The organism is Nonomuraea angiospora, assembly GCF_014873145.1.
Taxonomy (GTDB): Bacteria; Actinomycetota; Actinomycetes; order Streptosporangiales; family Streptosporangiaceae; genus Nonomuraea; species Nonomuraea angiospora.
On record NZ_JADBEK010000001.1, the window covers coordinates 4,456,698 to 4,481,169 of the forward strand.

Annotated in this window: 20 protein-coding genes; 7 read left to right on the forward strand and 13 right to left on the reverse strand. The window is 71.0% G+C overall.

Going from position 1 to position 24,472, the window contains the following annotated elements; genetic code table 11:
* Positions 1 to 9 precede the first annotated feature (9 nt).
* From H4W80_RS20150 to H4W80_RS20180, 7 genes are all read right to left on the reverse strand, one after another.
* Positions 10 to 603 carry a class I SAM-dependent methyltransferase gene (locus H4W80_RS20150; protein ID WP_192786507.1) on the reverse strand — a complete coding sequence of 198 codons (594 nt, stop codon included), beginning with the start codon at positions 601 to 603 and terminating at the stop codon, positions 10 to 12.
* 4 nt (positions 604 to 607) lie between these two features.
* Positions 608 to 3,178, reverse strand: a complete 2,571-nt coding sequence (locus H4W80_RS20155) for a PEP/pyruvate-binding domain-containing protein (protein WP_192786508.1) — start codon at positions 3,176 to 3,178, stop codon at positions 608 to 610.
* Positions 3,179 to 3,238: 60 nt separating this feature from the next.
* Entirely contained in the window at positions 3,239 to 4,165 is a 927-nt protein-coding gene (locus H4W80_RS20160) for an alkaline phosphatase family protein (RefSeq protein ID WP_192786509.1), read from the reverse strand.
* A 26-nt stretch (positions 4,166 to 4,191) separates the two neighbouring features.
* The gene (locus H4W80_RS20165) at positions 4,192 to 4,965 is read right to left on the reverse strand and encodes a sugar phosphate isomerase/epimerase family protein (RefSeq protein ID WP_192786510.1); all 774 of its coding nucleotides are present in this window, start codon (positions 4,963 to 4,965) and stop codon (positions 4,192 to 4,194) included.
* Positions 4,962 to 5,954 (reverse strand): LacI family DNA-binding transcriptional regulator, encoded by a 993-nt coding sequence (locus H4W80_RS20170; RefSeq protein ID WP_192786511.1) that lies wholly within the window; start codon positions 5,952 to 5,954, stop codon positions 4,962 to 4,964. Before H4W80_RS20170 ends, H4W80_RS20165 begins: the two co-directional genes overlap by 4 nt.
* Positions 5,955 to 6,021: 67 nt before the next feature.
* Positions 6,022 to 7,200 (reverse strand): hypothetical protein, encoded by a 1,179-nt coding sequence (locus H4W80_RS20175; protein WP_192786512.1) that lies wholly within the window; start codon positions 7,198 to 7,200, stop codon positions 6,022 to 6,024.
* A gap of 354 nt (positions 7,201 to 7,554) precedes the next feature.
* Positions 7,555 to 9,039, reverse strand: a complete 1,485-nt coding sequence (locus H4W80_RS20180) for an LCP family protein (protein ID WP_318786960.1) — start codon at positions 9,037 to 9,039, stop codon at positions 7,555 to 7,557.
* 212 nt (positions 9,040 to 9,251) lie between these two features.
* Between H4W80_RS20180 and H4W80_RS20185 the strand changes: the two genes are divergently transcribed.
* The 4 genes from H4W80_RS20185 to H4W80_RS20200 all read left to right on the forward strand — a co-directional run bounded on the left by H4W80_RS20185 (position 9,252) and on the right by H4W80_RS20200 (position 13,767).
* Positions 9,252 to 9,980 (forward strand): hypothetical protein, encoded by a 729-nt coding sequence (locus H4W80_RS20185; RefSeq protein ID WP_192786513.1) that lies wholly within the window; start codon positions 9,252 to 9,254, stop codon positions 9,978 to 9,980.
* A 57-nt stretch (positions 9,981 to 10,037) separates the two neighbouring features.
* Positions 10,038 to 11,201: a thiolase family protein gene (locus tag H4W80_RS20190; protein WP_378526618.1), complete on the forward strand. Its 1,164-nt coding sequence runs from the start codon at positions 10,038 to 10,040 to the stop codon at positions 11,199 to 11,201.
* Positions 11,198 to 13,288 (forward strand): 3-hydroxyacyl-CoA dehydrogenase NAD-binding domain-containing protein, encoded by a 2,091-nt coding sequence (locus H4W80_RS20195; protein ID WP_192786515.1) that lies wholly within the window; start codon positions 11,198 to 11,200, stop codon positions 13,286 to 13,288. The genes H4W80_RS20190 and H4W80_RS20195 overlap by 4 nt, the downstream gene beginning before the upstream one ends.
* A 95-nt stretch (positions 13,289 to 13,383) precedes the next feature.
* The gene (locus H4W80_RS20200; RefSeq protein WP_192786516.1) at positions 13,384 to 13,767 is read left to right on the forward strand and encodes an SSI family serine proteinase inhibitor; all 384 of its coding nucleotides are present in this window, start codon (positions 13,384 to 13,386) and stop codon (positions 13,765 to 13,767) included.
* A gap of 48 nt (positions 13,768 to 13,815) precedes the next feature.
* Here the strand turns inward: H4W80_RS20200 and H4W80_RS20205 are convergent, their stop codons facing one another.
* Positions 13,816 to 15,288 (reverse strand): amino acid permease, encoded by a 1,473-nt coding sequence (locus H4W80_RS20205; RefSeq protein WP_192786517.1) that lies wholly within the window; start codon positions 15,286 to 15,288, stop codon positions 13,816 to 13,818.
* Between the two features lie 125 nt (positions 15,289 to 15,413).
* Positions 15,414 to 17,294 (reverse strand): 1-deoxy-D-xylulose-5-phosphate synthase, encoded by a 1,881-nt coding sequence (gene dxs / locus H4W80_RS20210; protein ID WP_192793624.1) that lies wholly within the window; start codon positions 17,292 to 17,294, stop codon positions 15,414 to 15,416.
* 159 nt (positions 17,295 to 17,453) lie between these two features.
* On the opposite strand from dxs, the gene H4W80_RS20215 reads away from it, so the two are divergent.
* The 3 genes from H4W80_RS20215 to H4W80_RS20225 all read left to right on the forward strand — a co-directional run bounded on the left by H4W80_RS20215 (position 17,454) and on the right by H4W80_RS20225 (position 19,951).
* Positions 17,454 to 18,317: a neutral zinc metallopeptidase gene (locus H4W80_RS20215; RefSeq protein ID WP_192786518.1), complete on the forward strand. Its 864-nt coding sequence runs from the start codon at positions 17,454 to 17,456 to the stop codon at positions 18,315 to 18,317.
* Between the two features lie 79 nt (positions 18,318 to 18,396).
* Positions 18,397 to 19,173: a neutral zinc metallopeptidase gene (locus H4W80_RS20220; protein ID WP_192786519.1), complete on the forward strand. Its 777-nt coding sequence runs from the start codon at positions 18,397 to 18,399 to the stop codon at positions 19,171 to 19,173.
* Positions 19,174 to 19,195: 22 nt separating this feature from the next.
* The gene (locus tag H4W80_RS20225) at positions 19,196 to 19,951 is read left to right on the forward strand and encodes a neutral zinc metallopeptidase (protein ID WP_192786520.1); all 756 of its coding nucleotides are present in this window, start codon (positions 19,196 to 19,198) and stop codon (positions 19,949 to 19,951) included.
* Positions 19,952 to 19,958: 7 nt separating this feature from the next.
* Here H4W80_RS20225 and H4W80_RS20230 read toward each other — a convergent pair whose 3' ends face one another.
* Genes H4W80_RS20230 through H4W80_RS20245 form a run of 4 tightly spaced genes read right to left on the reverse strand, consistent with a single transcriptional unit; the run spans position 19,959 to position 24,389 of the window.
* Positions 19,959 to 21,164 carry an ROK family transcriptional regulator gene (locus H4W80_RS20230; RefSeq protein ID WP_192786521.1) on the reverse strand — a complete coding sequence of 402 codons (1,206 nt, stop codon included), beginning with the start codon at positions 21,162 to 21,164 and terminating at the stop codon, positions 19,959 to 19,961.
* Positions 21,165 to 21,199: 35 nt separating this feature from the next.
* The gene (locus H4W80_RS20235) at positions 21,200 to 22,462 is read right to left on the reverse strand and encodes a sugar ABC transporter permease (RefSeq protein ID WP_192786522.1); all 1,263 of its coding nucleotides are present in this window, start codon (positions 22,460 to 22,462) and stop codon (positions 21,200 to 21,202) included.
* A complete protein-coding gene (locus tag H4W80_RS20240; protein ID WP_192786523.1) occupies positions 22,459 to 23,223 on the reverse strand; it encodes an ATP-binding cassette domain-containing protein in 765 nt (254 codons plus the stop codon). The genes H4W80_RS20235 and H4W80_RS20240 overlap by 4 nt, the downstream gene beginning before the upstream one ends.
* A 50-nt stretch (positions 23,224 to 23,273) precedes the next feature.
* The gene (locus H4W80_RS20245; RefSeq protein WP_192786524.1) at positions 23,274 to 24,389 is read right to left on the reverse strand and encodes a sugar ABC transporter substrate-binding protein; all 1,116 of its coding nucleotides are present in this window, start codon (positions 24,387 to 24,389) and stop codon (positions 23,274 to 23,276) included.
* Positions 24,390 to 24,472: the final 83 nt, after the last annotated feature.

The following is a 24,472-nucleotide window of genomic DNA, read 5'->3' on the forward strand; positions in this document are numbered from 1 at the left end:
CGTCCGGCGCTACCTCGGCTTGTCCCAGACCAGCAGGTAGCGCCGCAGGAGGAGGCGGCGGAAGCGGCAGCCGGGCAGCAGCCGGCCGGCCGCCCGCCCCACCTCGCCCCACGACATGACGGGGTCCATGACCGGCACGCCGGGACCGCGCTTGCCGCCGTGGAGCAGCTTGAGCACGTGCGAGACCGCCTGCCCCGAGAGCCGGACGACCCCGTCCAGGAGCGTGCGATCCCTGGCGTTGCCGACGATCACCAGCCGGCCGCCCGGCGCCAGCAGCCGCACCAGCGCGTCCACGGCCTCGCCGAAGTCCGCGTGGTGGACGACCGCGACGGCGGTGACGAGGTCGTACTTGCCCTCGGGGAGCTGGCCGTCGAGGTAGTCGCCGGCCACGAAGGACACGTTGCCGGGGCGGCGCTCGCGGGCCATGGCGATCGCCTCGGCGCAGCGGTCGACGCCGGTCACGTAGGGGACGCGGGCCGCGAGCTTGCCCGCCAGCAGTCCGTCACCGCATCCGACGTCGAGCGCGTGCGCGCAGTCCTCGGGAACGAGCTTCAGGACGAGCCTCTGGTAGTGAACGTTGTGATTCCAGTAGGTCTCGGGCATTTGATCACGATAGCGTCACGGTCCCCGCGGCGCCGTTCACTTCGATCTCCTGCCCCGTCGTGATGCGGTGGGTGGCGTCGGGCACGCCGACGACGGCCGGGATGCCGTACTCCCTGGCCACCACGGCGCCGTGCGACATCGCGCCGCCCATCTCCATCACCAGCCCGCCCGCCGTCAGGAACAGCGGCGTCCAGCCGGGATCGGTCGAGGGGCAGACCAGGATCTCGCCCGGCTCCAGGTGCGCGCCGACGGGGTCGAGCACCACTCTGGCCACGCCCTTGACGGTGCCGGCCGAGGCGGCCGTGCCCGTGAGCGCGCCGTCCACGGCACCGGTCGCGAGCGCCTCGGGCTCGGTGCCGTCGGACAGCAGGATCCTCGGGACGTGCCTGCGGCGCGACTCCCGCTCGTACGCCTCCCGCCGCTCCGCCACGACCGCGCGCAGGTCGCCCCCGTCCAGGGCGGCCCTGGCCTCGTCGAAGCCGAGGAAGTACACGTCCCGCGCCGAGTCCAGGACATCGAGGTTCACCAGGTGCTCCCCCACCGCGAGCATGCTCCGCCGCACCCCGGCGAGGGTCTTGACCAGATAGAACTTGGGCAGCTCGCGCAGCCCCGCGAACTCCCTGGTCCGCCGGAGCCCGAACCGCACGACCGCGGCCCGCCAGCGGCCCTTGCGGCGGGCCTCGGACGCCACGTGGGCGATGGCGGAGCGCGCCGCCCCTGCCCCCTTGGCGAACAGCGCGGAGGGCGCGAGGTCGTCGCCGCCGTTCATGCGCAGGTAGTTGGCCAGCACGCCGAGGATGTGCGCGGGCTCCTCCGACCAGCGGGGCACGCCCAGGTCGATCTCGGCGACGCCGCGGTGGCCGTACTCGTCCAGGAACGCGGTGATCTCGCGCTGGGCGACCGGCGGGAGCTCACCGGCGCGGTAGAGGCGGACCAGCTCGGCCACCGGCTCCTTCCTGAACGGCTCCGGCTCGATGCGGGTGGCCAGGTGCCACAGCTCCAGGTCCATCTCCGTGGTCGGGTTGTGCGGGACGCTGCGCAGGACGTCCTGCATGTCGGCGATCGGCACGCCGGAGAGCCTGGAGGCCAGCGCGTACAGGCCGTAGCCGGTGAGCACCATGGGCATGATCGACAGGATGGCCGGGAAGGTGGCGGCGAGCAGGCGTTCGGCGTGGTCCAGGCGCTGGGCGGGGGTGACCTGGTCGGGGAGCCGCAGGCGCCGGTCCAGCTGCTCGCCGACGCGGGCGGCGTACGCGAGGCCCTGCTTGGGCCGCGTCAGGGCGAGCAGGACCCGGGACGGCGCGTGGATGCGGCGGGCGAACCTGCTCAGGCCGCGCAGGACCGGGCGGGGGGACGTGTGCACCACCGAGAGTCTCGGGTCCTCCGCCAGCCGCTCGAAGACGGGGACGGTGCGCGCCTCGCCCAGCGCGAGCGCGCGCGGCAGGATCGCGCGGCCGAAGCGGCTGCGTACGGCCGTGGTCAGGTCCAGCCACATGCGCTGGCCCGACACGGCCATGAACGGCGCGCCGTCGCGCGGGTCGGCCGGCCCGTAGCCGGGCACGCCCGCCGCACCGGAGGAGATCAGCCGGAACGCCGACAGGCCCATCGGGGTGAGCGGCCCCATGACGCCCTGGACGACGTTGACCGAGAAGTACACCCGCAGGCCCGGCCGGGTCTGCTCGGGCAGCGGGTAGAGCGTGGTGATCGGTCTCGCCTGGGTGAGCCAGAGCCGGCCGTCGCCGTCGATGGCCCACTCGGTGTCCTGGGGCGCGCCGTAGTGGTCCTCCACGCGGGCGCCCAGCTCGGCCAGCGCGCGCACCTGGTCGTCGGTCAGGCAGAGCCCGTCGTGCGCGGTCTCGACGCGTTCCGTGCCGCCGCCGGGCACGGAGCGGATGGTCAGGCGCTTGTCGCCGGCCTGGCGTTCGAGGATCTCGCCGCCGTGCACGACGAACCGGTCGGGGTTCACGGCGCCGGAGACGACGGCCTCGCCGAGCCCGGGGTTGGCGTCGATGACGGCCTCGTGCCGCCGTCCGGTGACCGGGTTGGCGGTGAACATCACGCCCGCCACCCGCGCGTCCACCATCTCCTGCACGACCACCGCCAGCCGGACGGCGGCGTGGTCGATGCCGTTGGACTCGCGGTAGGCGACCGCGCGATCGGTCCAGAGCGAGGCCCAGCAGCGGCGCACGGCCTCCACCACCGCCTCGGCGCCGACGACGTTGAGGTAGGTGTCCTGCTGCCCGGCGAAGCTGGCGAACGGCAGGTCCTCGGCCGTGGCGGACGAGCGCACCGCCACGGCCACGTCGTCACCGAGCGCGGCGTAGGACGTCACGATCGTCTCGCGCACGTCTTCCGGCACCGGCGCCTCCAGCAGGTGCCGCCTGGCCCGCTCGGCGAGCCCGTCGCCGCTCGTCTCCAGGCCCTCCGCGACCCGCCGGTACGCCTCCGTGGTCAGCACCCATCCCGGCGGGACGGGAAGGCCGGCCCTGGCCAGCTCGCCGAGGTTCGCGGCCTTGCCGCCCACCTCGGCGAGCATTCCGGCGTCGATCTCGGAGAAGGCCAGTGCCGTCTTCATCGTCTGCTCCCCTGCGCTTCAGCTTCCTGTCACTCAGTCTGGCTCTTCCGGGGAAGAAATTCAACGGGTGATGAAAAGATCCGCGCCGTCCAGGTCCCAGGCGGGGTCGACCTCGACGCCCAGGGCGCCCAGCGCCGTCGGCCCCACGTCGACCAGGCGCGGCTCGCCGAGCGAGCGGCCGCCCAGGTCCTCCTCCAGCCGGTTCGCGATCACGAACACCGTGCGCTCCTCGTCCGACGTCCCGCCGTGGCCACCCTCGTCCACGTGCCCGTGGTCGGTCGTGATCAGCACCGTCCAGCGCTCCCCCGGGTACGAGGACCGTCCCCGCACCGTGTCGAGCAGCCGCCCCAGGTAGGCGTCCTGGGTCTGGAGCGCCTCGAAGTACTCGGGGCAATGAGGGCCGAGGTCGTGGGCCACCTCATCGGTGTCGCCGAGATACACGAAGACGGCGTCGGGGTCGGCCGCCGCCAGGTGCCACTCGGCGGCCTCGGCGACCCGCCTGTCGGCCTCGGCCCAGGAGCCGAACTCGTAGCCCTCCAGGACGAACCGGTGGTCGATGGCCCGGCTGAACGCCCCGTGCTCCTCCAGCGCCCTCCAGGAGAAGAACGCGGCGGTGCTGAGCTCCGGCCGCGCATGCTTCGCACGAGTCAAGAAGTCCGGATATTTCGTGAAACGGGGGTTTGCGAAGCCGTTGTCCACTACGCCGTGTTTGTCCGGCCAGACTCCGGTGGCGATCGACGACCAGCCGGGGCCCGAGTCCGTCCGCGAGGCGATGACGCGCCCGCCCGGCTCGGGGGCCTTGGGGACGACCTGGCCGGGCGACTCCGTGCGCGGCGTCCCGGCCTCGCCGTAGGGGAGCTTGCTGGTGCCGTACGCGCCGGAGGACATGAGCGAGCCCAGCACGGGCGCGCCCAGAGCCTGGAGGCGGTCGAACCGCAGGCCGTCCATCCCGACGACCAGCACCTTGTTCCGCTTAGATAGGGGCATCCCCCTATCTAAGCGGCGAAAGGTATCTAAAGGGCGAAACGCCGCACCCAGTCAGCCGCCCCCGGGAGGATCTCCTCGACCGGGGCGACCTGCGGATACCAGGTGCGCTCCCACTCCAGCGACACCCATCCGTCGTAACCGGCCGCGCGCAGCAGCTCGCCCGACTCCTCCAGCGGCACCGACCCCGTCCACATGGGCACCGGCGTGGTGTCCTCGGCCGAGACCGCGTCCTTGACCTGGACGTAGGAGAGGTACGGGCCCAGCGCGGCCAGCGTGTCGGCCGGGGGCTCGCCGTGGCGCCACGGGTGCAGCAGGTCCCAGATCGCGCCGGTGGTCTCGGGGCAGCCCGCCTCGGCCAGCAGCCCGGCCACGGCGGCGCCGGTGGCCAGGTGGTCGTGCGTCTCGACGAGGACGCGGACGCCGAGCGCGGCGGCCGTACCGGAGACCGCCTTGAGCCGGCGGGCGCCGACCGCGGGATCGTCGCCGCCCGGGAACACCCGCACCGCGGGGGCGCCCAGGTCGGCGGCGAGCCGGAGGTCGGTGAGGAGCTCCTCGATGACCGGTTCGTCCGGTCCAGGCGCACAGACCTTGGCATAACCGGCGAGCGCGGCGATCTCCAGGCCCGCCCGCTCGACCCGTTCGCGCACCGAGCGCCGCTGCGCGGCGTCGAGGCCGCCGTGAACCCCGGTGTCCGGGTGCAGGCGCAGCTCCAGGCCCTGGCAGCCGCCGCCGGCCGCGATCTCGATCGCCCTGTCCAGCCCTTCACCGGGCATCCCCAGGGTGCTGACGGCCAGCTTCACGCCATCCTCCGTACGCTCTCTCGCAGCACGACCTCGCCCGCGACCTGCTCGACCACGATCTCGTCCGTCTCCGCCAGCGCGAGCTCCAGAGCCCGCGCGCCCATGTCCGTCAGGGGCAGCCGCACGGTCGTCAGCGCGGGCACGTGGTCCCGCAACGTCACGATGTCGTCGAACCCGGCCACCGAGACGTCCTCCGGCACCCGGACCCCGCGCTCCCTGTAGGCCGCGAGCGCCCCGACCGCCATCACGTCGTTGACCGCGAACACGCAGGTCGCGTCCTTGACCTGCTGGGCCGCCGCGTAGCCGCCGTCGCGGTCGAACGGCCCGTGGATGACGTGCGGCGCGGGCAGCCCCAGCTCCTCCAGCGCCCCGGCGAACCCGGCGCAGCGGTCGGCCGCCGTCACCAGGTGCGGCGGCCCGGCCAGCACCGCGAACCGCGTGTGCCCGAGCCCGGCCAGCGCGCGGGCCAGCTCGGCCGCGCCCGCCCTGTTGGCGGGCGCGACGGTGTCGACGCCGAGCAGGTCCTGGCCCACGCAGGCGGCCCGGCCGCCGCCCGACTGGTAGCGGGCGAGCTCGTCGCGCAGGCGGCCGGTGACGGCGTGGTCGGCGACGCGCGAGCCGACCAGCAGCACCGCCCGCACGCGCTGGGCGTTCAGCGTGGCCACGTAGGCGATCTCCTGCTCGGGGTCGCGGTGCGTGGTGCCCACCATGACGAGCAGGCCCTCGGTGGCGGCAGCCCGCATCGCCCCGTCGGCCAGGGCCGCGAAGTAGGGGTCGGTCAGGTCGTGGACGACGATGCCGATGACGTTGCTGGCCCCTCGGGCGAGCGTCTGGGCGGCGATGTTGGCGCGGTAGCCCAGCTCGTCCGCGGCCTGCTCGACCCGCGCCCGCAGGGTGGCGCCCACCTGGCGGGTGCTGCCGTTGAGCACCCGCGAGGCTGTCGCGAGCGAGACGCCCGCCTGCTTGGCGACGTCCTCAAGCGTGACCACGAGACCTCCCCGGAAAGCGGTTTCCAAGTCTGCCAGATCAGCACCTGGATCCGCATCCTCGCATGTCTCAGGCCCAGGGGAACAGGATGTCCAGAATTCCCTTGCTCTCCTTGGTGGGCGTGGGCGCGGGCGCCTGGGTCTGCGGCGGCGCCTGCGTGGAGGGAGCCTGGGTGGACCTCGACTCCGGCGCCTTGGTCGACACCGTGTCGTCCCGGCTGTCCTGGTTGTCCCGGTTGTTCCTGTCGTCCGTGTCGCTCGTCGTGTTCGGGCTGTCGTCGTTGCCGTTGGTCTGGTTCTGCGGGGCGCGGGTGGGCCTGGTGCTCGCCTTCTCCGTCGGCTCGCCGGTGCGCGTGTTCGTCGGACGGGTCGAGGGCTCGCGCGTGGGCCGGGCCGCCCGCGTGGGCGCGGTCGTATCCGGGGTATCGGACTCGGACTCGGTCGGCTCCGGGGTGTCCGTATCCTCGGTCTCGGGAGTCTCCTCCTCCGAGGTCGTGTCCTCGGGGGCCGCGCTCTCCGAGGGGCTCGTCACCTCGCCCGCGCTGGCGCACTGACCGCCCTTGCAGGGGTCGTCGGAGGAGTTGCCCGTGAGCATGAAGCCGGCGCCGACGCCGACCAGCACCACCGCGGCCGCGACCACCAGCAGCTTCCTGGTGCGCCGGCGCACCTCGCCGCCGTCGTCGCCGTTGCCGCCGCCGGAACGCCCGCCCGAGCGCCTGTCCTCCGGACGCTTGCCGTCCGAGTCCTCCGTCCAGCCCGAGCCGAGGAAGCCGCGCTTGGGCCGGTCGTCGTCGTGGTCGTCGTCGAGCCCACCGTCGTAGCCGCGGTCGAGCGGGAGGTACGGGTTGTCGTCCTCGAGGCGATGGGAGCCGCTGTGCCCGCCGAGGTCGTCGGCGTCCAGGACCTCGTGGGGACCGCTGGCCCCGCCGTAGACGTCGCGGTGGCTGCCGTCGAGCGGGTCGCCGGCCACGTAGACGTCGCGGTGGCTGCCGTCCAGGGGGTCGCCGGCCACGTACGTGTCACGCCGGCCTTCCACGTCGAGCGGGTCGCCGTACACGTCGCGCCGGCCCGCGTCGAGCGGGTCGTTCTGACCGCCGAGGACGTCGTGCGGGCCGTCGTCGAGCAGGTCGCGGCCCCCGATGAGCTGGGGCTCGCTCTTGTCGAGCGGGAGGATGTAGGTCTCGTTGCCGACGACCTGGATGGCGGGCTGCTCGTCGGTGTCATCGGTGCTCCACCGTGGGGAAAGCACGTCGCCCGTCAGATCCGGGTTTAACGACCTCCCCTGCCCATCCTCATAAGGCCTGTCGTTCTCGTCGCGCGCCACGATGAACCTCTCTAGTACGAATTCGGACCGCGCCCTTCTTAACAGACCCGACCATCACTTGTCCGGAAATTTCACATGTTTCCCTAAAAACACTCTCTGTAACATTCGTCACTCTGGGAGATCGAGAGCGCGCTGTTGGTGAGCCGATCGGCCCTCCGGAACCCCCTTTGACCACGGAGTTCACCCGCCCGGGCACGCTCCGGGGTCGCGGGGCACGGCGGACGGGACGGGCCGCCTGGACGTGGTCCGGGCGGCCTGTCAAGCCGCAAAGTCAGGAAATTAAAGGCAGGGGTTGGTGTTGGAGTCGACGACCTTGTCCTTGAGGGAGTCGGGGATCGCCGACACGACCCGCACGCCGGGCCAGTCCGCCCCGATGACGAGCTGGACGATCGGCCCGCCGGGGACCTGGACACCGGCCTTGGACCTGTACGGCTGCGTGGTGATCGGCTTGACCTTGCCGGCCACGGGCGTCCTCTTCTCCTTCGACAGCCGCGCCGCCACCGCGTCCCCGTAGGCGGGCCCGTCGGTGGCGTCCTTCTTGGCGTACCGCAGGGCGGTCTTCGGGGTGGCGGCGACGTTGCCGACCTCCGTGATGACGAACCCCTGGGCGGCCAGCTCGTCGGCCACCTTCAGCGCCTTGCCCTGCTCCCCCGTGCCGTTGAGCACCTGGACGCGCACCTGCTTGTTCTCGATCTTGGGCGCGGCGGACTTGCCGGGCGCGGGGGCGGCGGTGACCTCGACGTCCTGGCGCACGCTCTCGAAGAAGTCGCGCGCGGCCGGCTGGCTGAACTGGACCCGGTTCTTGTCCGCCGGGTAGGGCTCGGTGGGCACCGTGATGCCCTTGAGCTCTTTGGCCGTCAGACCCCTGACGCTCAAGGCGATGTCCACCATGCGGTCGAGCGTGAGCTGGTCGTCCAGGGTGACGGCCTTGGTGGCGGCCAGCAGGAACGAGTTCAGCTTGGCCGGGTCGGTGAGCAGGCCGCCGTCGGTGACCGCCTGCAGCACCTTGGTGAGGAAGACCTGCTGGCGCTGGATCCTGCTCAGGTCGCTGCCGTCGCCCAGCGCGTAGCGGGTGCGCACGTACCCCAGTGCCTGCTCGCCGTTGACCACGTGCCGGCCCTCGCTGAGCACCAGCTTGGCCTTGGGGTCGTTGACGGCCTTGGGCAGGCAGATCTCGATGCCGCCGATGGCGTCGATGATGCCCTTGAAGCCGGTGAAGTCGACCTTCACGAAGTGGTCGATCCTGATGTTGGTGAGCGACTCGAGGGTCTTGATCGTGCAGTTGATGCCGCCCTCGTTGAAGGCGGCGTTGATCTGGCGCAGGCCACCGGGGATCACGGCGCCGGTACGGCTCCTGCACTCCGGGATCGTGACCATGGAGTCGCGCGGGAAGCTGATCATGGTGGCCTTGTCCCGGTTCGGGGAGATGTGCAGCAACATGATCGTGTCGGTGCGCTCGCCGATCTCCTTGAGGTGGGGGCCGTACCTCTTGTTGTCGCCCTCACGGGAGTCGGAGCCGACGAGCAGGACGTTGAGCGCCCCGGTGTCCGGCGGGCGGCTCGCGCCGACGGCGATGGGCTCACGAGAGATCTCGCTCTCGATGTGCCGGTAGTACGCGTACGCCCCGACCGACACGACCACCAGCACCAGCGTCATCCCGATGCCGACCCACCCCAGCGTGGAGACCCGCCTTCGCGGGCCACGCGCACGCCGCCTCCTGCGCCGCGGCGAGGCATCCACCACGTGTTCCGGACCCTGACTCACGCGCCCCCCTTCACCCACCCCACAAGAGAAACGCGTTCCGCCAGGTGGCGGCGCGTAGCTCACCGAGTTACCGATGATTCCAGGACTGTCGCGCCTTGCAGATAAAAGTGGCAATCCTCGGGGCTGCCACTGTTGCGTGCCCGGCGAGGAGCTCCATCCAAAGCACGAGAATCCAGGGCGTCACCACGCAGAGTGACGCCATGATGACATTCATGCTGTTGACCGAGATGGCGCCCCCTCCAGGCGCCCAGGAACTGGCCGGGCTGCGGGCCAGGGCCAGGACCGCCCGCCGCCGGGCCTTCGTCGCGCTCTCCGCCTCGATCGCGCTGCTGGCCACCGCCCAGCTGCTCGCCGACCGGGCGCAGACGAGGGAGCAGACGCTGCCGCTGGCCGTGCTGTCGCTGGTGGTCTTCGCGGCCGCGGTGCCCGCGCAGGCGATCACGCAGTACGTCTGGGGCACCCACGCCCGGCACGTCCACCGTAAGGAGCGCGAACTGTACGCCGCCCCCCGCACCGGCCGCGTGCGCCCCCTCAGCCGGCTGGCCGTGGCCTGCTGCTGGGCGGTGACGCTGCTGCTCGGCTGGACCGCGCCACGCCTGTTCCGGGAGGCCGCCCTGTACGGCTTCGCCGACTCCCTGGGCCGGGCCACCGAGGCGCTGGCGCTGATGAGTCTCGCGGCCGGGGTGTTGTTCGTCCTGTGGTGGGCAGGTGACGCGCTGGGGACACTGGCGCGCGCCCTGCGGTCGGGCGGGTCACCTGGCGATCCGTGGGACCCCGGCCGAGGCGTGCGCCGGAGAGAGGGCGCGGCGCTCTGGACGGGCGCGGCCGTGGCGGTCGCGGCCCTGGTCGGGGCCCGCGCCCATCTCTGGGAGCCGGCCACGGCGCTCGTTTACACATTGCTGACCGCCGCCCTCGTCTGCGGAGTAGTTACTGACGAGTAGCATAGGCACGGAACCCTAACAACGAGGAGCGAATCCGTGCCTTCCTCTCGTGACGTCGTGTTCGTCGACGGCGTGCGCACGCCCTTCGGCAGGTCAGGACCGAAAGGGCTGTACGCGGAGACCCGCGCCGACGACCTGGTCGTCCGCGTCATCCGCGAGCTCGTCCGGCGCAATCCCAACCTGCCCCCGGAGCGAGTGGACGAGGTCGCCATCGCCGCGACCACGCAGATCGGCGACCAGGGCCTGACCATCGGCCGGGCGGCGGCGGTGCTGGCCGGGCTGCCCAAGAGCGTGCCCGGCTACGCGATCGACCGCATGTGCGCGGGCGCGATGACCGCGGTCACCACGGTGGCGGGCGGCATCGCGTTCGGCGCGTACGACGTGGCCATCGCCGGCGGCGTCGAGCACATGGGCCGCCACCCGATGGGCGAGGGCGTCGATCCCAACCCGCGCTTCCTGTCGGAGAAGCTGGTCGACCCGAGCGCGCTGGTCATGGGCATGACGGCGGAGAACCTGCACGACCGCTACCCGCACATCACCAAGGACCGCGCGGACGCGTACGCGGTGCTGTCGCAGGAGCGGGCGGCCAAGGCCTACGCCGACGGCAAGATCCAGCCCGACCTGGTGCCGACCGCGATCAGGACGGCCGAGAAGGGCTGGGGCCTGGCGGTCGAGGACGAGGCGCCGCGGCCCGGCACCACCGTGGAAGGGCTGAGCGCGCTCAAGACGCCGTTCCGCCCGCACGGCAACGTCACGGCGGGCAACTCCTCCGGCATCAACGACGGCGCCACCGGGTGCGTCGTGGCCGCCAAGGAGGTCGCGGACGAGCTGGGGCTGGGCGCGAAGATGCGGCTCGTCTCCTACGCGTTCGCGGGCGTGGACCCCGAGGTCATGGGCGTCGGGCCGATCCCGTCCACGGAGCGGGCGCTCCGGCTGGCCGGACTGGACCTCTCCGACATCGGGCTGTTCGAGATCAACGAGGCGTTCGCCGTGCAGGTGCTGGCCTTCCTCGACCACTTCGGGATCGCCGACGACGATCCCCGCGTGAACCAGTACGGCGGCGCGATCGCCTACGGGCACCCGCTCGCCTCCTCGGGCGTGCGGCTGATGACGCAGCTCGCGCGGCAGTTCGGCGAGCGTCCCGACGTGCGGTACGGCATCACCACCATGTGCGTCGGCATGGGCATGGGCGGCACTGTGATCTGGGAGAACCTCGCATGAGCAACGTCGACAACTGGCGCGCGCTGCTGGGCGGGCGCAACACCGACGAAGTCGTCACCAAGGCGCTCGTGCGCGACGTCCAGCTCCCCTACGGCGCCGGCACGATGGCGCTGATCACGCTGGACAACGGCTTCGACCACACCAAGCCCAACACGTTCGGCCCCAACGGCCTGTTCGCGCTCAACGGCGCGCTGTCGGAGATCGCCGAGCGCACCGACCTGGCCGCGGTGGGCGTGACGGGCAAGCCGTTCATCTTCGCCGTCGGCGCCGACCTCAAGGGCGCGTCCGCGCTGTCCACGCGCGAGGAGGCCCTGGCCATCGGCGCGCTGGGCCACCACGTGTTCCGCAGGCTGGGCGAGCTGGGGATCCCGTCGTTCGCGTTCGTGAACGGCGCCGCGATGGGCGGCGGGCTGGAGGTGGCGCTGCACTGCACGTACCGGACCATCTCCTCGGGCGTGCCCGCGGTGGCGCTGCCGGAGTGCTTCCTCGGCCTGGTGCCGGGCTGGGGCGGCACGCAGCTCCTGCCCCGCCTGATCGGCCCGGCGAAGGCGATCAAGCTCGTCATCGAGAACCCGCTCTCGCAGAACCGCATGATCAAGGGCAAGGAGGCGTACGAGCTGGGCGTCGCGGACGCGATGTTCGAGCCCGCCGACTTCCTGGAGGAGTCGCTGCGCTGGGCCGCCCGCGTGGTCACGGGCGAGCTGGCCGTGGAGCGGCCATCTCCCGAGGAGGACTGGGACAAGACGGTCGCCGACGCGCGCTTCCTGGTGGACATGAAGCTGCGCGGCGCCTCGCCCGCCCCCTACCGCGCGCTCGACCTGATCGCCCAGGCCCGCACGGCCTCCCGCGACGAGGGCTTCGCCGCCGAGGACGAGGCGCTGGCCGACCTGCTGATGGGTGACGAGCTGCGGGCCGGGCTCTACTCGTTCGACCTGGTGCAGCGCCGCGCCAAGCGGCCCGCCGGCGCGCCCGACCGGTCGCTGGCCCGCAAGGTCACCAAGGTCGGCGTGGTGGGCGCGGGGCTGATGGCCTCGCAGATGGCGCTGCTGTTCGCGCGCCGCCTGGAGGTGCCGGTCGTGCTGACCGACCTCGACCAGGCCCGGCTCGACAAGGGCGTCGGCTACGTGCACGCCGAGGTCGACAAGCTCCTCGGCAAGGGCCGCGTCTCGGCCGACCAGGCCAACCGGCTCAAGGCCCTGGTGACCGGGTCGCTGACGAAGGACGCCTTCGCCGACGCCGACTTCGTGATCGAGGCCGTGTTCGAGGACATGGCGGTCAAGAAGCAGGTGTTCGCCGAGGTGGAGGCCGTGGTCTCGGCCGAGTGCGTGCTGGCCACGAACACCTCCTCGCTCTCCCTGACCGAGATGGGCGCCGGGCTGGCGCACCCCGAGCGGCTGGTCGGGTTCCACTTCTTCAACCCGGTCGCCGTCATGCCGCTGCTGGAGATCATCCGCGGCGCCGCGACGGACGACGCCACGCTGGCCACGGCGTTCGCGGTGGGCAAGTCGCTGAAGAAGTCGTCGGTGCTGGTCAAGGACGCCCCGGCGTTCGTGGTCAACCGGCTGCTGACCTGCTTCATGGGCGAGGTCGTGAAGGCCGTGGACGAGGGCACGCCGCTGGAGGTGGCCGAGCACGCGCTGGACGGGCTCGGGCTGCCGATGTCGCCGTTCGCGCTGCTGCAGCTCGTCGGCCCGGCCGTCGGCCTGCACGTCGCCGAGACGCTGCACGAGGCCTTCCCCGACCGCTTCGGCGTCTCGGAGAACATGGCCAAGCTGGTCGCCGCGGGCAAGCCGGGCGTCTACCGGCCCGACTTCACGCTCGACCCGGAGGCGGTCGCCCTCTTCTCGGGCGGCACGTCCCCGTCCACCGCCGAGCAGGTGCGCGAGCGCGTCCTGGCGGCGCTGGCCAGGGAGGTCCGCATCATGCTGGACGAGGGCGTGGTCGCCGCGCCGCAGGACATCGACCTGTGCATGATCCTCGGGGCCGGCTGGCCGTTCCACCTGGGCGGGATCACTCCGTACCTGGACAGGACGGGCATCGCCCGGCCGCGGTTCCTGCCGGCCGGCGTGGCCTCGCTGCCTGCCTGAATCCTCCGAAGGAGGCCCGCCCCCGGCGGGCCTCCTTTATCCCGCACCAGCCTCCGTCGTAGCGTTGAGTACCGTTCTACGAACGGAGAGTATTCATGATGAGAGCACTCGGCGCCATCGCCCTCTGCGGAGCCTTCACGCTGGGCGGGTCGTCGCCCGCCGTGGCCGCGCCGCCCCCGAAGGCACAGCTCAAGATCGTCGACGCCGTCAAGGACGGCGTGACCAAGACGGCCTGGCTCAACTGCGGGCCCGCGGGAGGCACCCACCCCAACGCGCGCGCGGCCTGCCGGCTGCTGGAGAAGGTGGACGGGCACCCCGAGCGGCTCAACGTCACCCCGGACGCCGTCTGCACGAAGGAGCTGCAGCCGCACGCCGTCGTGGTGGCCGGCCTGTGGCAGGGCAGGGCGGTGCAGTGGGCCAAGGTCTTCGGCAACGGCTGCACGATGAAGGCCGCGGTGGGAGCCGTCGCCTCGCTCTGACCTGACTCGAGAGGCGGGGCGCGCGCCATCCGGCGCGCGCCCGCCCCCTCAGCCGCCGCTCTTGACGCCGGCCTTCACCGTCCTGCTGTGGCGGTAGCCGTAGACGAAGTAGATGACGACGCCGATGATCATCCAGATCAGGAACCTCAGCCACGTCTGCACCGGCAGGTTGAGCATGAGGTAGAGGCAGGCCAGCACCGACAGGACCGGCAGCACCGGGACGAGCGGCGCGCGGAACGCCCTCGGCAGGTCGGGCCGGGTGCGCCGGAGGATGACCACCCCGATCGAGACCACCACGAACGCGAAGAGCGTGCCGATGTTGACCAGCTCGGCCAGCTCGCCGAACGACACGAACCCGGCCAGCGCCATCGTGACCACGCCGATGATGATCGTGAGCCGGGCCGGGGTGCCGAAGCGGGGGTGGACCTTGCCCAGCGGGCGTGGCAGCAGCCCGTCGCGGCACATCGCGAAGAGCACCCGGGTCTGGCCGAGCAGCAGCACGAGCACCACGGTGGTCAGGCCGGCGATGGCGCCGACGCTGATGATCGTGGCCAGCCAGCCGTAGCCGACCGAGGTGAACGCGTCGGACAGCGGCGCCGAGGTGCTGAGCCGGTCGTAGCGCTGCATGCCGACCACGACGAGCGAGACGGCCACGTACAGGGCCGTGCAGATGGCCAGCGAGCCGAGGATGCCGCGCGGCACGTCGCGCTGCGGGTGGATGGTCTCCTCGGCGGCGGTGGCCACGATGTCGAAGCCGATGAACGCGAAGAACACGATCGCCGCGGCGGAGAAGATGCCCATCACGCCGAAGGCGACCGGCGTGACGCCGAACAGCACCTGGATCAGCGGCGCCTTCAGCCCTTCCACCCGCGGCGTGGAGACCGCCTCGGGGATGAACGGCGTGTAGTTGGCCCCCTTGACGAAGAACAGCCCGGCCACGATGACCAGCAGCACGACCGTGATCTTCGTGATCACCAGGATGAGGTTGACCCGCGAGGAGACCTTGATCCCGATCACCAGGATCACGGTGAGGAGGAGGACGATGAGGATGGCGGGCACGTTGACCACAGGGTTCTCGCCCGCGAGGGAGGCGGGCAGGTGGATGCCGATGGAGGCCAGCATCGAGGCGAAGTAGCCCGACCAGCCGACCGCCACCACGGCCGCGGCCAGCGCCAGCTCCAGGGTCAGGTCCCAGCCGATCACCCAGGCGGGGAACTCGCCCAGGGTGGCGAAGGCGAAGGTGTAGGCCGAGCCGGCGACCGGGATCGTGGAGGCGAACTCGGCGTAGCACAGGGCCGCCAGCCCGCAGACGATGCCCGCGACGACGAACGAGAGCGCCACCGCCGGACCCGCCACCTCCTTGGCGACCTGCCCCGTGAGCACGAAGATCCCGGTGCCGACGATCACCCCGATGCCAAAGACCGTCAGGTCGGTGGCCGTCAGGCGTTTGCGCAGCTGGTGCTCCGGATCCTCGGTGTCACGGATCGACTGCTCGACACTCTTCGTGCGAAAGATGTCCACGGCCGGTGATCCTTCCCACGCCCTGAGTGATCATGCGTGGCCGGGATCCACTCTCACCGTCGGGATAGGGCGCGACGCGGCGGCGATCGCCCTGCCGGAGATCACCGCCGCGGGACGCCGGGCGCTCAGTGGCGGGCGGGCACCTCGTGGGAGGTCCGCTTCGCGACCGCCTCGGTGATCTGCCGGGCGAGGTCCTGCCCGGTCAGGCCGACCTTGGCGAGGATCGCGGCCCGCTTGGCGTGGTCGAGGAACTCCTGCGGGATGCCGTACGTGCGTACGGGCACGTCGACGTCGGCGTCGCGCAGCAGGCGGGCCACGGCGTCGCCCACGGCGCCCACGCGGCCGTTGTCCTCGACGACGGCCACCAGCTTGTGGGCGCTCGCGGCCAGCACGAGCGCCTCGTCGAGCGGCTTGACCCAGCGCGGGTCGACCACGGTGGCCCCGATCCCCTGGGCGTCGAGCAGGACCGCGGCGTCCATGCAGAGCTGCGCCATCGGGCCCACGCCGACCAGCAGCACGTCGGGGTCGCCCTTGGGGGTGCGCAGCAGGTCCATCTCGCCCAGCTTGCCCACGGGCTCGACCGGCTCGGCGACCGGGCCCTTGGGGAAGCGCAGCACGGTCGGGCCGTCGGTGACCTGCACGGCCTCGCGCAGCAGCTCGGTCAGCCGGTCGCCGTCGCGCGGCACCGCGACCCGCAGCCCGGGGACGACCTGGAGGATCGACAGGTCCCACATGCCGTTGTGGCTGGCGCCGTCGTCGCCCGTGACGCCGGCCCGGTCGAGCACCACCGTGACGGGCAGCCGGTGCAGCGCGACGTCCATGAGGAGCTGGTCGAAGGCCCGGTTGAGGAACGTGGCGTAGACGGCCACGACCGGGTGCATGCCGCCGAGGGCGAGACCGGCGGCGCTGGTCAGCGCGTGCTGCTCGGCGATGCCGACGTCGTAGATGCGCTCGGGGTAGGCCTCGGCGAAGGCGTTGAGGCCCGTCGGGTGGAGCATGGCCGCGGTGATCGCGACGAGGTCCTCGCGCTCCTTGCCGAGCCGGACGAGCTCCTCGCTGAAGACGTTGGTCCAGATGCGCGGCTTGGGCTTCTCCGCGCCGGTGACCCGGTCGAAGGCGCCGGGCGAGTGGAACTGGTCCTCGTCGTGATTCTCCGCCGGCGTGTAGCCGCGGCCCTTCTGGGTGAGGGCGTGGACGATGACGGGGCCGCGGAAGTCGCGGGCCTTGCGCAGCGCCGCCTCCATGGCCTGCTCGTCATGGCCGTCGATGGGGCCGACGTATTTGAGCCCGAGGTCCTCGAACATCACCTGCGGGGCCAGGACGTCCTTGACGCCCTTCTTGAAGCCGTGCAGGGCGTCGTAGAGCACGGGAACGTTCCCCAGCTTGTCCTTGACGTAGTCGAGGAAGTCCTCATACCTGCGGTTGACCCGCAGGGAGGACAGGTGGGAGGCCAGGCCGCCGATCGTGGGCGAGTAGGAGCGGCCGTTGTCGTTGACCACGATCACGAGCCGCAGGTCCTTGGCGGCGGCGATGTTGTTGAGCGCCTCCCAGGCCATGCCGCCGGTCAGCGCGCCGTCGCCGATCACCGCCACGACCGTGCGGTCCTGCTCGCCGCGCAGCTTGAACGCCTTGGCCAGGCCGTCGGCGTAGGACAGTGCGGTCGAGGCGTGGGAGTTCTCCACGAAGTCGTGCTCCGACTCGGCCTGGCTCGGGTAGCCCGACAGGCCGCCCTCCTGCTTGAGCGCCTCGAAGCCGGCGGCCCGTCCGGTGAGGACCTTGTGCACGTAGGACTGGTGGCCGGTGTCCCAGACGACGGGGTCGTCAGGGGAGTCGAAGACCCGGTGGATGGCGATGGTGAGCTCGACCACCCCCAGGTTGGGGCCCAGATGGCCGCCGAACCTGGCGCACGAGTCGACCAGCAGGTCGCGGATCTCCCCCGCAAGCCGCGGCAACTCCTCGACAGTGAGCCGTTTGACGTCGTGCGGTCCCTCTATCGAGCCCAGCAACCCGCTCACGGATCCGACTCCCCTCTGCTCTTGTGCGCCGTTGACCCGAGTCTAGTTCGCTCCCGCCTCACTGACTCCATCGAGTCAAATCCACCCACATATGTCTGATCTTGGGATAGTTTTTCGGAACATATGAACTCTGCCCCCAAAAGCAAAATCGTGGCGCTGGTGGTCGCCATGCTGGCGCTTGCCCTGGCAGCGGCCGGTTTGGTGGTCGTGCTGGCCGGCGTGGCCACTCCCTCGTCGGAGTCGCGGAACGGGGCGGCCCAGCAACTCTCCTCCCCTCCGGCCAAGGGTTCCAGCGAGTCGAAGAAGGCGCCCTCGATCGGCCGGGCACTGGCGACGGCCAACCCGCTGTACCGGACCGGGCGCCTGACCGACGTCAACTGTGCGCCCGGCGACCTGCCGGCGGGGAGCATGACCGCGTACCGGCGCTTCCTGACGCGCGTGACCAACTGCCTCAACAAGGCGTGGGGCGCCCAGTTCCGCAAGGCCGGGCTGCCCTTCACCAAGCCGCGGCTGCGCATCATCACCACCAAGGTCAGGACGCCCTGCGGCACGTGGAACACCGGCGCCGACGGCGTCTACTGCTCCACGGACCGCACGATGTACCTGATGATCAGCAGGGACCAGCTGCGCAACCCTTTCCCGCTGGGCATCACCCGCCTGATCGCCCACGAGTACGGCCACCACGTCCAGCAGATCTCCGGCATCTGGAACTACTACTGGACCGCCAGGAATGTCGCGGGCAAGGCCAAGCGGCTGCAGCTCTCGCGCAATTCAGAACTGCAGGCGGAGTGCTTCTCCTCGGTGTTCATGAGCACGATGAAGGGAACGGCACTGGTCACCGACGCCGACTGGGCGTACACGGTCGACTGGTTCAGGAAGAACGGCGCCAAGGGCTGGCCCCAGAACGACCACGGCAGGGGGCCGACGCAGGCGGCCTGGATGACGCGGGGCTTCAACCGCGGCGGTCCGGGCGCGTGCAACACCTGGTCCGCCCTGGCCAGAAACACGCTTTAATCTTCCTTTACCTGGAACTCCACATTCAATAGGGTGCCTTCTCATGCGTATCCCCCGATTGGCGCTTATGGCAGGCGCTATGGCGAGCCTGCTCTTCGCCGGAACGGCCCACGCGGCCACCGCCGCGCCGGCATACAAGCCCGTGCTGGCGAAAAGCCCGATCTACAAGACGGGCAAGCTCGGCTTCGACTCGTGTCCGGAGCCGAAGGTGCAGTCCGGCACCCTGGACGAGGTCAAGGGCTACCTGAACGTCGTGCTCGACTGCCTCAACGCCGCCTGGGAGCCCAAGGTCAAGAAGGCCGGCTTCAAATTCACCAAGCCCACCATGCAGGTGATCGCCAAGCCCGGCGCACAGACCGGGTGCGGCAAGTTCCCCGAGGGCGGCGTGCAGGCCCTGTACTGCTCGACCAACAACAAGATCACCTATTTCGCCAGCTCCAACCTCGTCGAGGAACAGAACGACCTGATGCTGATGCTGGTCCTGGCCCACGAGTACGGCCACCACATCCAGCAGCTCACGGGCATGTTCAAGGTCATGACGCCCTACAACCGCAAGAACGAGGCCCGGGTGCTCGACGAGAGCCGGCGGCTCGAACTGCAGGCGGAGTGCCTGTCCGGCGTGTTCACCGGCAGCGTCTGGCACTCGCTGGGCCGCCAGCAGTCCGAGTTCGACTACTGGGTCAGGAACGGCGGCACCGGCCTCGACCTGTCCGCCATCGGCGTGAAGGTCGACAACTGGGGCGAGAAGACGCACGGCAACGCCAAGAACACCGGCGTCTGGCTCAAGCGCGGCTTCGACACCGAGTCGGCCGGCGGCTGCAACACCTGGAACGCCCCGAAGTCCCAAGTGTCGTAGAAGTCCTCTAAGATCCGCGATCGTGCGCATATCCCTCTTAGCGGGCATGGTCGCGGGTTTGCTGCTGTTCTCCGGGCATTTTTCCGGGCCGGCCTGGGCGGCGTCGCGTATCGCGCAGGCCGGCCTCCTGGGGGACATGGGCGGGGACGTGGTCGCGCAGACCTGCGAGGTCCCGGAGATCCGTCCGGGCAGCGTCGCCTCGCTCAAGGCGTTCTACCGGGCGATGGCCGCGTGCGCCGACCGCTTCTGGGCCGAACGGTTCGCGCAGGCCCGGCTGCCGTACGCGCCGCCCGAGGTCACGATCACGACGGGGAGCGACTCCGTCTGCGGGGAGATCACCAGCAACGGCGCGCAGTACTGCCCCGAGCAGCGCACGATCGCCATCCGGATCATGAGGCACGACCTGCGCGACCCCTTCAGGATGAACATCGCGCACTCCGTCGCCCACGAGTGGGGACATCACGTGCAGCAGCTCATCGGGGTGCTGGACGCGCAGAACGCGCTGTTCTCGCAGGCGTCCGACAGCGCGCGGGCCCTGCTGAGCCACCGGCTGGAGATGCAGGCCGAGTGCTTCGCCGGCGTCCTGTACAGCGCCACGCTGGAGTCGATCAAGCCGGGGATCGAATGGGACGACTGGATCGACGCGGTGCGCAGGGCCGACGAGAGCGAGATCCACGGCAAGCCCCGCAACCTCGCCTTCTGGCAGGAGCGCGGCTACCGCGGCGGGGCCACGGGCTTCTGCAACACCTGGACGGCCGCCAGGTCGAAGGTCGGCTGACGGGGGTCTAGGCGGTGGCCCGGGCGAGGACCTCCAGGGGGTCGGCCAGGACGTTGGCGAAGGCCAGCTCGGCCGCGCCCACCAGCGGGGCGGCGTCCCCGAGCGAGGCCGTGCGCAGCCTCAGCCGCTCCCGCTGCGGCGCCATCGCGTGCAGGGCGAGCTGGCTGCGCACCCGCGCGGCGGACCCCAGGTAGATCTCGCGGAGGATGCCCCCGAAGATGACCATTTCGGGGTTGAAGATGTTGACCAGGTTCGCGACGCCGAGGCCGAGCCAGTCGCCGACCTTCTTGAGCGCGTCCTGCGCCCCGATGTCCCCCCGGTCGGCGGCCTCCACCACGGCGCGCACCGCGTCGCGCCCGTGCTGCCCGGGGCCGATGCGGCCCGCGGCCTCCAGCAGCGCCCGCTCCCCCACCTCCGCCTCCAGGCACCCGTGGGACCCGCAGCCGCAGGCGCGCCCGCCGGGGTTGACGACCATGTGGCCGACCTCGCCGCCGTAGCCGTCGTGGCCGCCGAGCAGATGGCCGCCCGCGATGATGCCGCCGCCGATGCCGACGTCGCCGTGCAGGTAGATGAGGTCCCTGACGACGGCGCCGACGCCCCGGCTGTGCTCGGCGAGGGCGGCCAGGTTGGCGTCGTTGCCCACGCTGACCGGCAACCCGAGGCCGAGCCGGCGGCCCAGCTCCTCGCCGAACGGGATCTCCTCGGCCAGCAGGTTGGGCGAGAACCGCACCACGCCGTCGGCCTTGCGCACGCCGCCGGACACGGCCGCCGCCGCGCCCACGCAGACGGTGTCGTCCCTGGTCTTGCGCCGCATCTGCCTGGCGAAGCCGGCCAGCACCCCGGTCAGCTCGTCCAGCTCGAACTTCCCGCGCTCGCGGGCCGTCTCACGGCGGTCGAGGATCACCCCGCCCAGCCCCACGCGCGCCACCGCCAGCCGGTCGGGGCCCACGTCGAACGCGAACACGTAGACCCGGGCCGACTCCGGCCGCACCACGAGCGAGGGCCGCCCCGCGCGGCCGGTCTCGCGGGGCAACTCCTCGCGCACCAGCCCGGCCGCGGTGAGGTCCGAGGTCAGCGCCATGATCGTGCTGCGGTTGAGCCCCATCCTCGAGGTCAGCTCGGCGCGCGAGATCGGCCCGCCCAGATGGACATGGCGAAGCAGCGCGCCGAGATTGTGGCGCCTGATGTCCTCTTGGGAGGGGCCGGCACGCATCGTCTGGTTTTCCTTCGGGGGCTGAGAGTCGCTGATCACCTTAGACCAGCGGCCGACGCCCGTTTGCGGGCCAGGGCGTCCACGCCCGCGGCGAGCAGCAGGACGGACCCCGTGACCAGGTACTTCACACTGGCCCCATACCCCATCAGACCCATGCCGTTCTCGATGACGGCCACCACGGCGCCGCCGAGCACGGCGTCCAGCACCCTGCCCTTGCCGCCGAACAGGCTCGTGCCGCCGATGACCGCCGCGCCGACCGCGTACAGCAGGACGGAGCTTCCGCCCGTGTTCGGGTCGACCGAGCTGGCCCTGGACGCGGCCACGATCCCGCCGATCGCGGCCATCGAGGAGCAGATCACGAACGCGCTGATCTTGATCCGGTCGACCGGGATGCCGGCCCGGCGGGCGGCCTCGGTGTTGCCGCCGACCGCGTAGAGGTGGCGTCCGAACGCGGTACGGCGCAGCACCAGGGTCCACGCGACCAGCAGCGCCAGGATGATCGGCACCACGATCGGCACGCCGGTGAGCGAGACCAGCGCCGGGTTGCGGCTGCGCTCCAGGTTGAGCACGTAGACGGCGAGCCCGGCCAGCACCGCCAGCGCGCCCACGCGGGCGGCGATCAGCGACATCGGGTCGGCGACCAGCCCGCGCTTGGTGCGCTTCCTGGCCCGCAGGAGCTGGACGGCGGCGAAGACCACCACGCAGGCCGCGTAGAGCGCCCAGCCCAGCCAGGGCGGCAGGTTCTTGTTGGCGATGGCGACGATCACGTCGTCCCGGATCGAGATGTTCGTGCCCTCCTGGACCAGCACCAGGACCAGGCCCTGGAAGGCCAGGAAGGCGGCCAGCGTGACCACGAACGACGGGATCCCGACCTTGGCGACGAGCGTGCCGAGCACCACGCCGATGATCACGCCGGTGACGACGGCGGCCAGCGCGCACACGTACCAGGGCAGGCCCAGGCTGGTGAGCGAGACGGCGAGCACCGCCGCGCACACGCCGCTGGCGAAGCCGGCGGACAGGTCGATCTCGCCGAGCAGCAGCACGAACACCAGGCCCATCGCGATCAGCGTGATCGCGGCGCCCTGGGTGAACAGGTTGGCGAAGTTGATCGAGGTGACGAAGGCGGGGCGGGCGACGGCGAAGACCGTGCAGAGCACCACGAGTCCCAGCACGGCGGGCAGCGCGCCCATGTCCCCGCCGCGCACGCGCTCGACGTAGGCGAGGAAGCTGTTGCCGATCGACGGCGACTGCGTCGCGGCGGCGATGGCCTCGCCGGGGAGTTCTTTGACCTTGCTCATGGGGTGACCCCGTTCTTGAGGCCGAGTTCCCCGCTGCGGCCTGAGGTGATCAGTTCGACGACCTGGGCGTGGGTCACGTCGGCGGTCTTGACCTGGGCGGCCATCCTGCCGAGGTAGAGCGCCGCGATCCGGTCGGAGACGGCGAAGACGTCGTTCATGTTGTGCGAGATGAGCACGACGGCCAGGCCGGTGTCGGCCAGCCTGCGCACCAGCTCCAGCACCTGCGCGGTCTGGGCCACGCCCAGCGCCGCGGTCGGCTCGTCGAGGATGACGACCTTGCTGTTCCACAGCACGGCCTTGGCGATGGCCACGGTCTGCCGCTGCCCGCCGGACAGGCTGGAGACCTGCTGCCTGATGGACTTCACCGTGCGTACGGACAGGCCGCTGAGGGTCTTCTCGGCCAGCTCCTCCATGCTGTCCTCGTCGAGCAGGAACCCGTTCTTGCGCTCCCTGCCGAGGAACATGTTCTGGACGATGTCGAGGTTGTCGCACAGGGCCAGGTCCTGGTACACGATCTCGATCCCGAGCTCGCCCGCGTCGCGGGGGCTGTGGACGTGCACCTGCCTGCCGTCGAACAGGATGTCGCCGGCGTCGATCGGGTAGATGCCGCCGATGCACTTGACCAGCGTCGACTTGCCCGCGCCGTTGTCTCCGACCAGGGCCGTCACCTCGCCGGCGTACGCCTCGAACTCGACCTTGTGCAGCACCTTCACCGGGCCGAAGCTCTTGTCGATCCCGCGCACTTCAAGGAGGGGGGTCATGGGGCTCCCTAAGAGGGGGCGCGACCGGTCCGGCCGCGCCCCCTTTGGTCCTATTGAATGCCTGCGTCGGTGCACTTCTTGGCGAAGTCACCCGTGCACAGTTCCTCCTTGGTCACGTAACCGTCGGCCACCACGTCCTTGACGTTGTCGAGGTAGATGGCCTGCGGCTCGAGCAGCTCGGAGGGGACGTCCTGACCGCTCTCGGGGTCCTTGACGCTGCCGCTCGCCGTGGGCTTCTCGCCCTTGGCCAGCGCCACCGCGAGCTTGGCCCCGGCGTCGGCCTCCTTCTTGACGGCCTTGTAGACGGTCATGCACTGGTCGCCGGCGAGGATGTTCTGCAGGCCCTGGACGGTGGCGTCCTGGCCGGTGACCGGCACCTTGCCGTTGAGGTTCTGCTTCTTCAGCACGGTGATGGCGGCGTTGCCGAGGCCGTCGTTGGCGGCCAGCACGCCGGCGATCTTCGGCTGCTGGGTGAGCATCTGCTCGAAGATCGTGCCTGCCTGGGTGTTGTCCCAGTCGGGCACGGCCTGGTCGGGCCCCTTGACGTACTCGCCGGAGTCGAACTTGGGCTTGAGCACGCCGTCGTACCCCTGCTTGAACAGGGTGGCGTTGTTGTCCGTCGGCGAGCCGTTCAGGTAGGCCACGATGGGCTTGCTGGCCTTCTTGTCGGTCAGGCACTTGCTCAGGCCCTCGCCCTGCAGGGTGCCGACCTTGGTGTTGTCGAAGCTGACGTAGTAGGCGGCGCCGCCGCCGAGCGTCAGCCGGTCGTAGTCGATCGTGGCCACGCCCTGGGACTTGGCCTTTTCGATGACCGCCTTGCCGCTGCCGCTGTCCAGGTTCACGATCATCAGGACGGTGGCGCCGTTGGTGATCATCTGGTCGGCGATGGTCTGGAAGGCCGTCTTGTCGTTCTGGGCGTTCTGGATGTCGTACTGAACGCCGGCGGCCTTGAACGCCTCTTCGAGGTACTTGCGGTCCGCCGTCTCCCACCGGGCCGAGGACTTGCTGTCCGGCAGGATGACGCCGATCTTCCCGGCCTTCGCCGCCGCTGGGGCTGAGGCCGACGAGGTCGCCGTCGTGGTCTGTCCGCCGTCGCCCCCGCAGGCGGTGAGACCGAGGGCGAGCGTGGCTGCCGCGGCGGTCAGGCTGAGGATCCCCTTGCGCATGGTGCAGGGTCCTTTCTTCCGGAGGGGCCCGGATGAATGTTGTTTGCGGCAACGTATTCCGGGATGGCCTGCTTTGGAAGCCC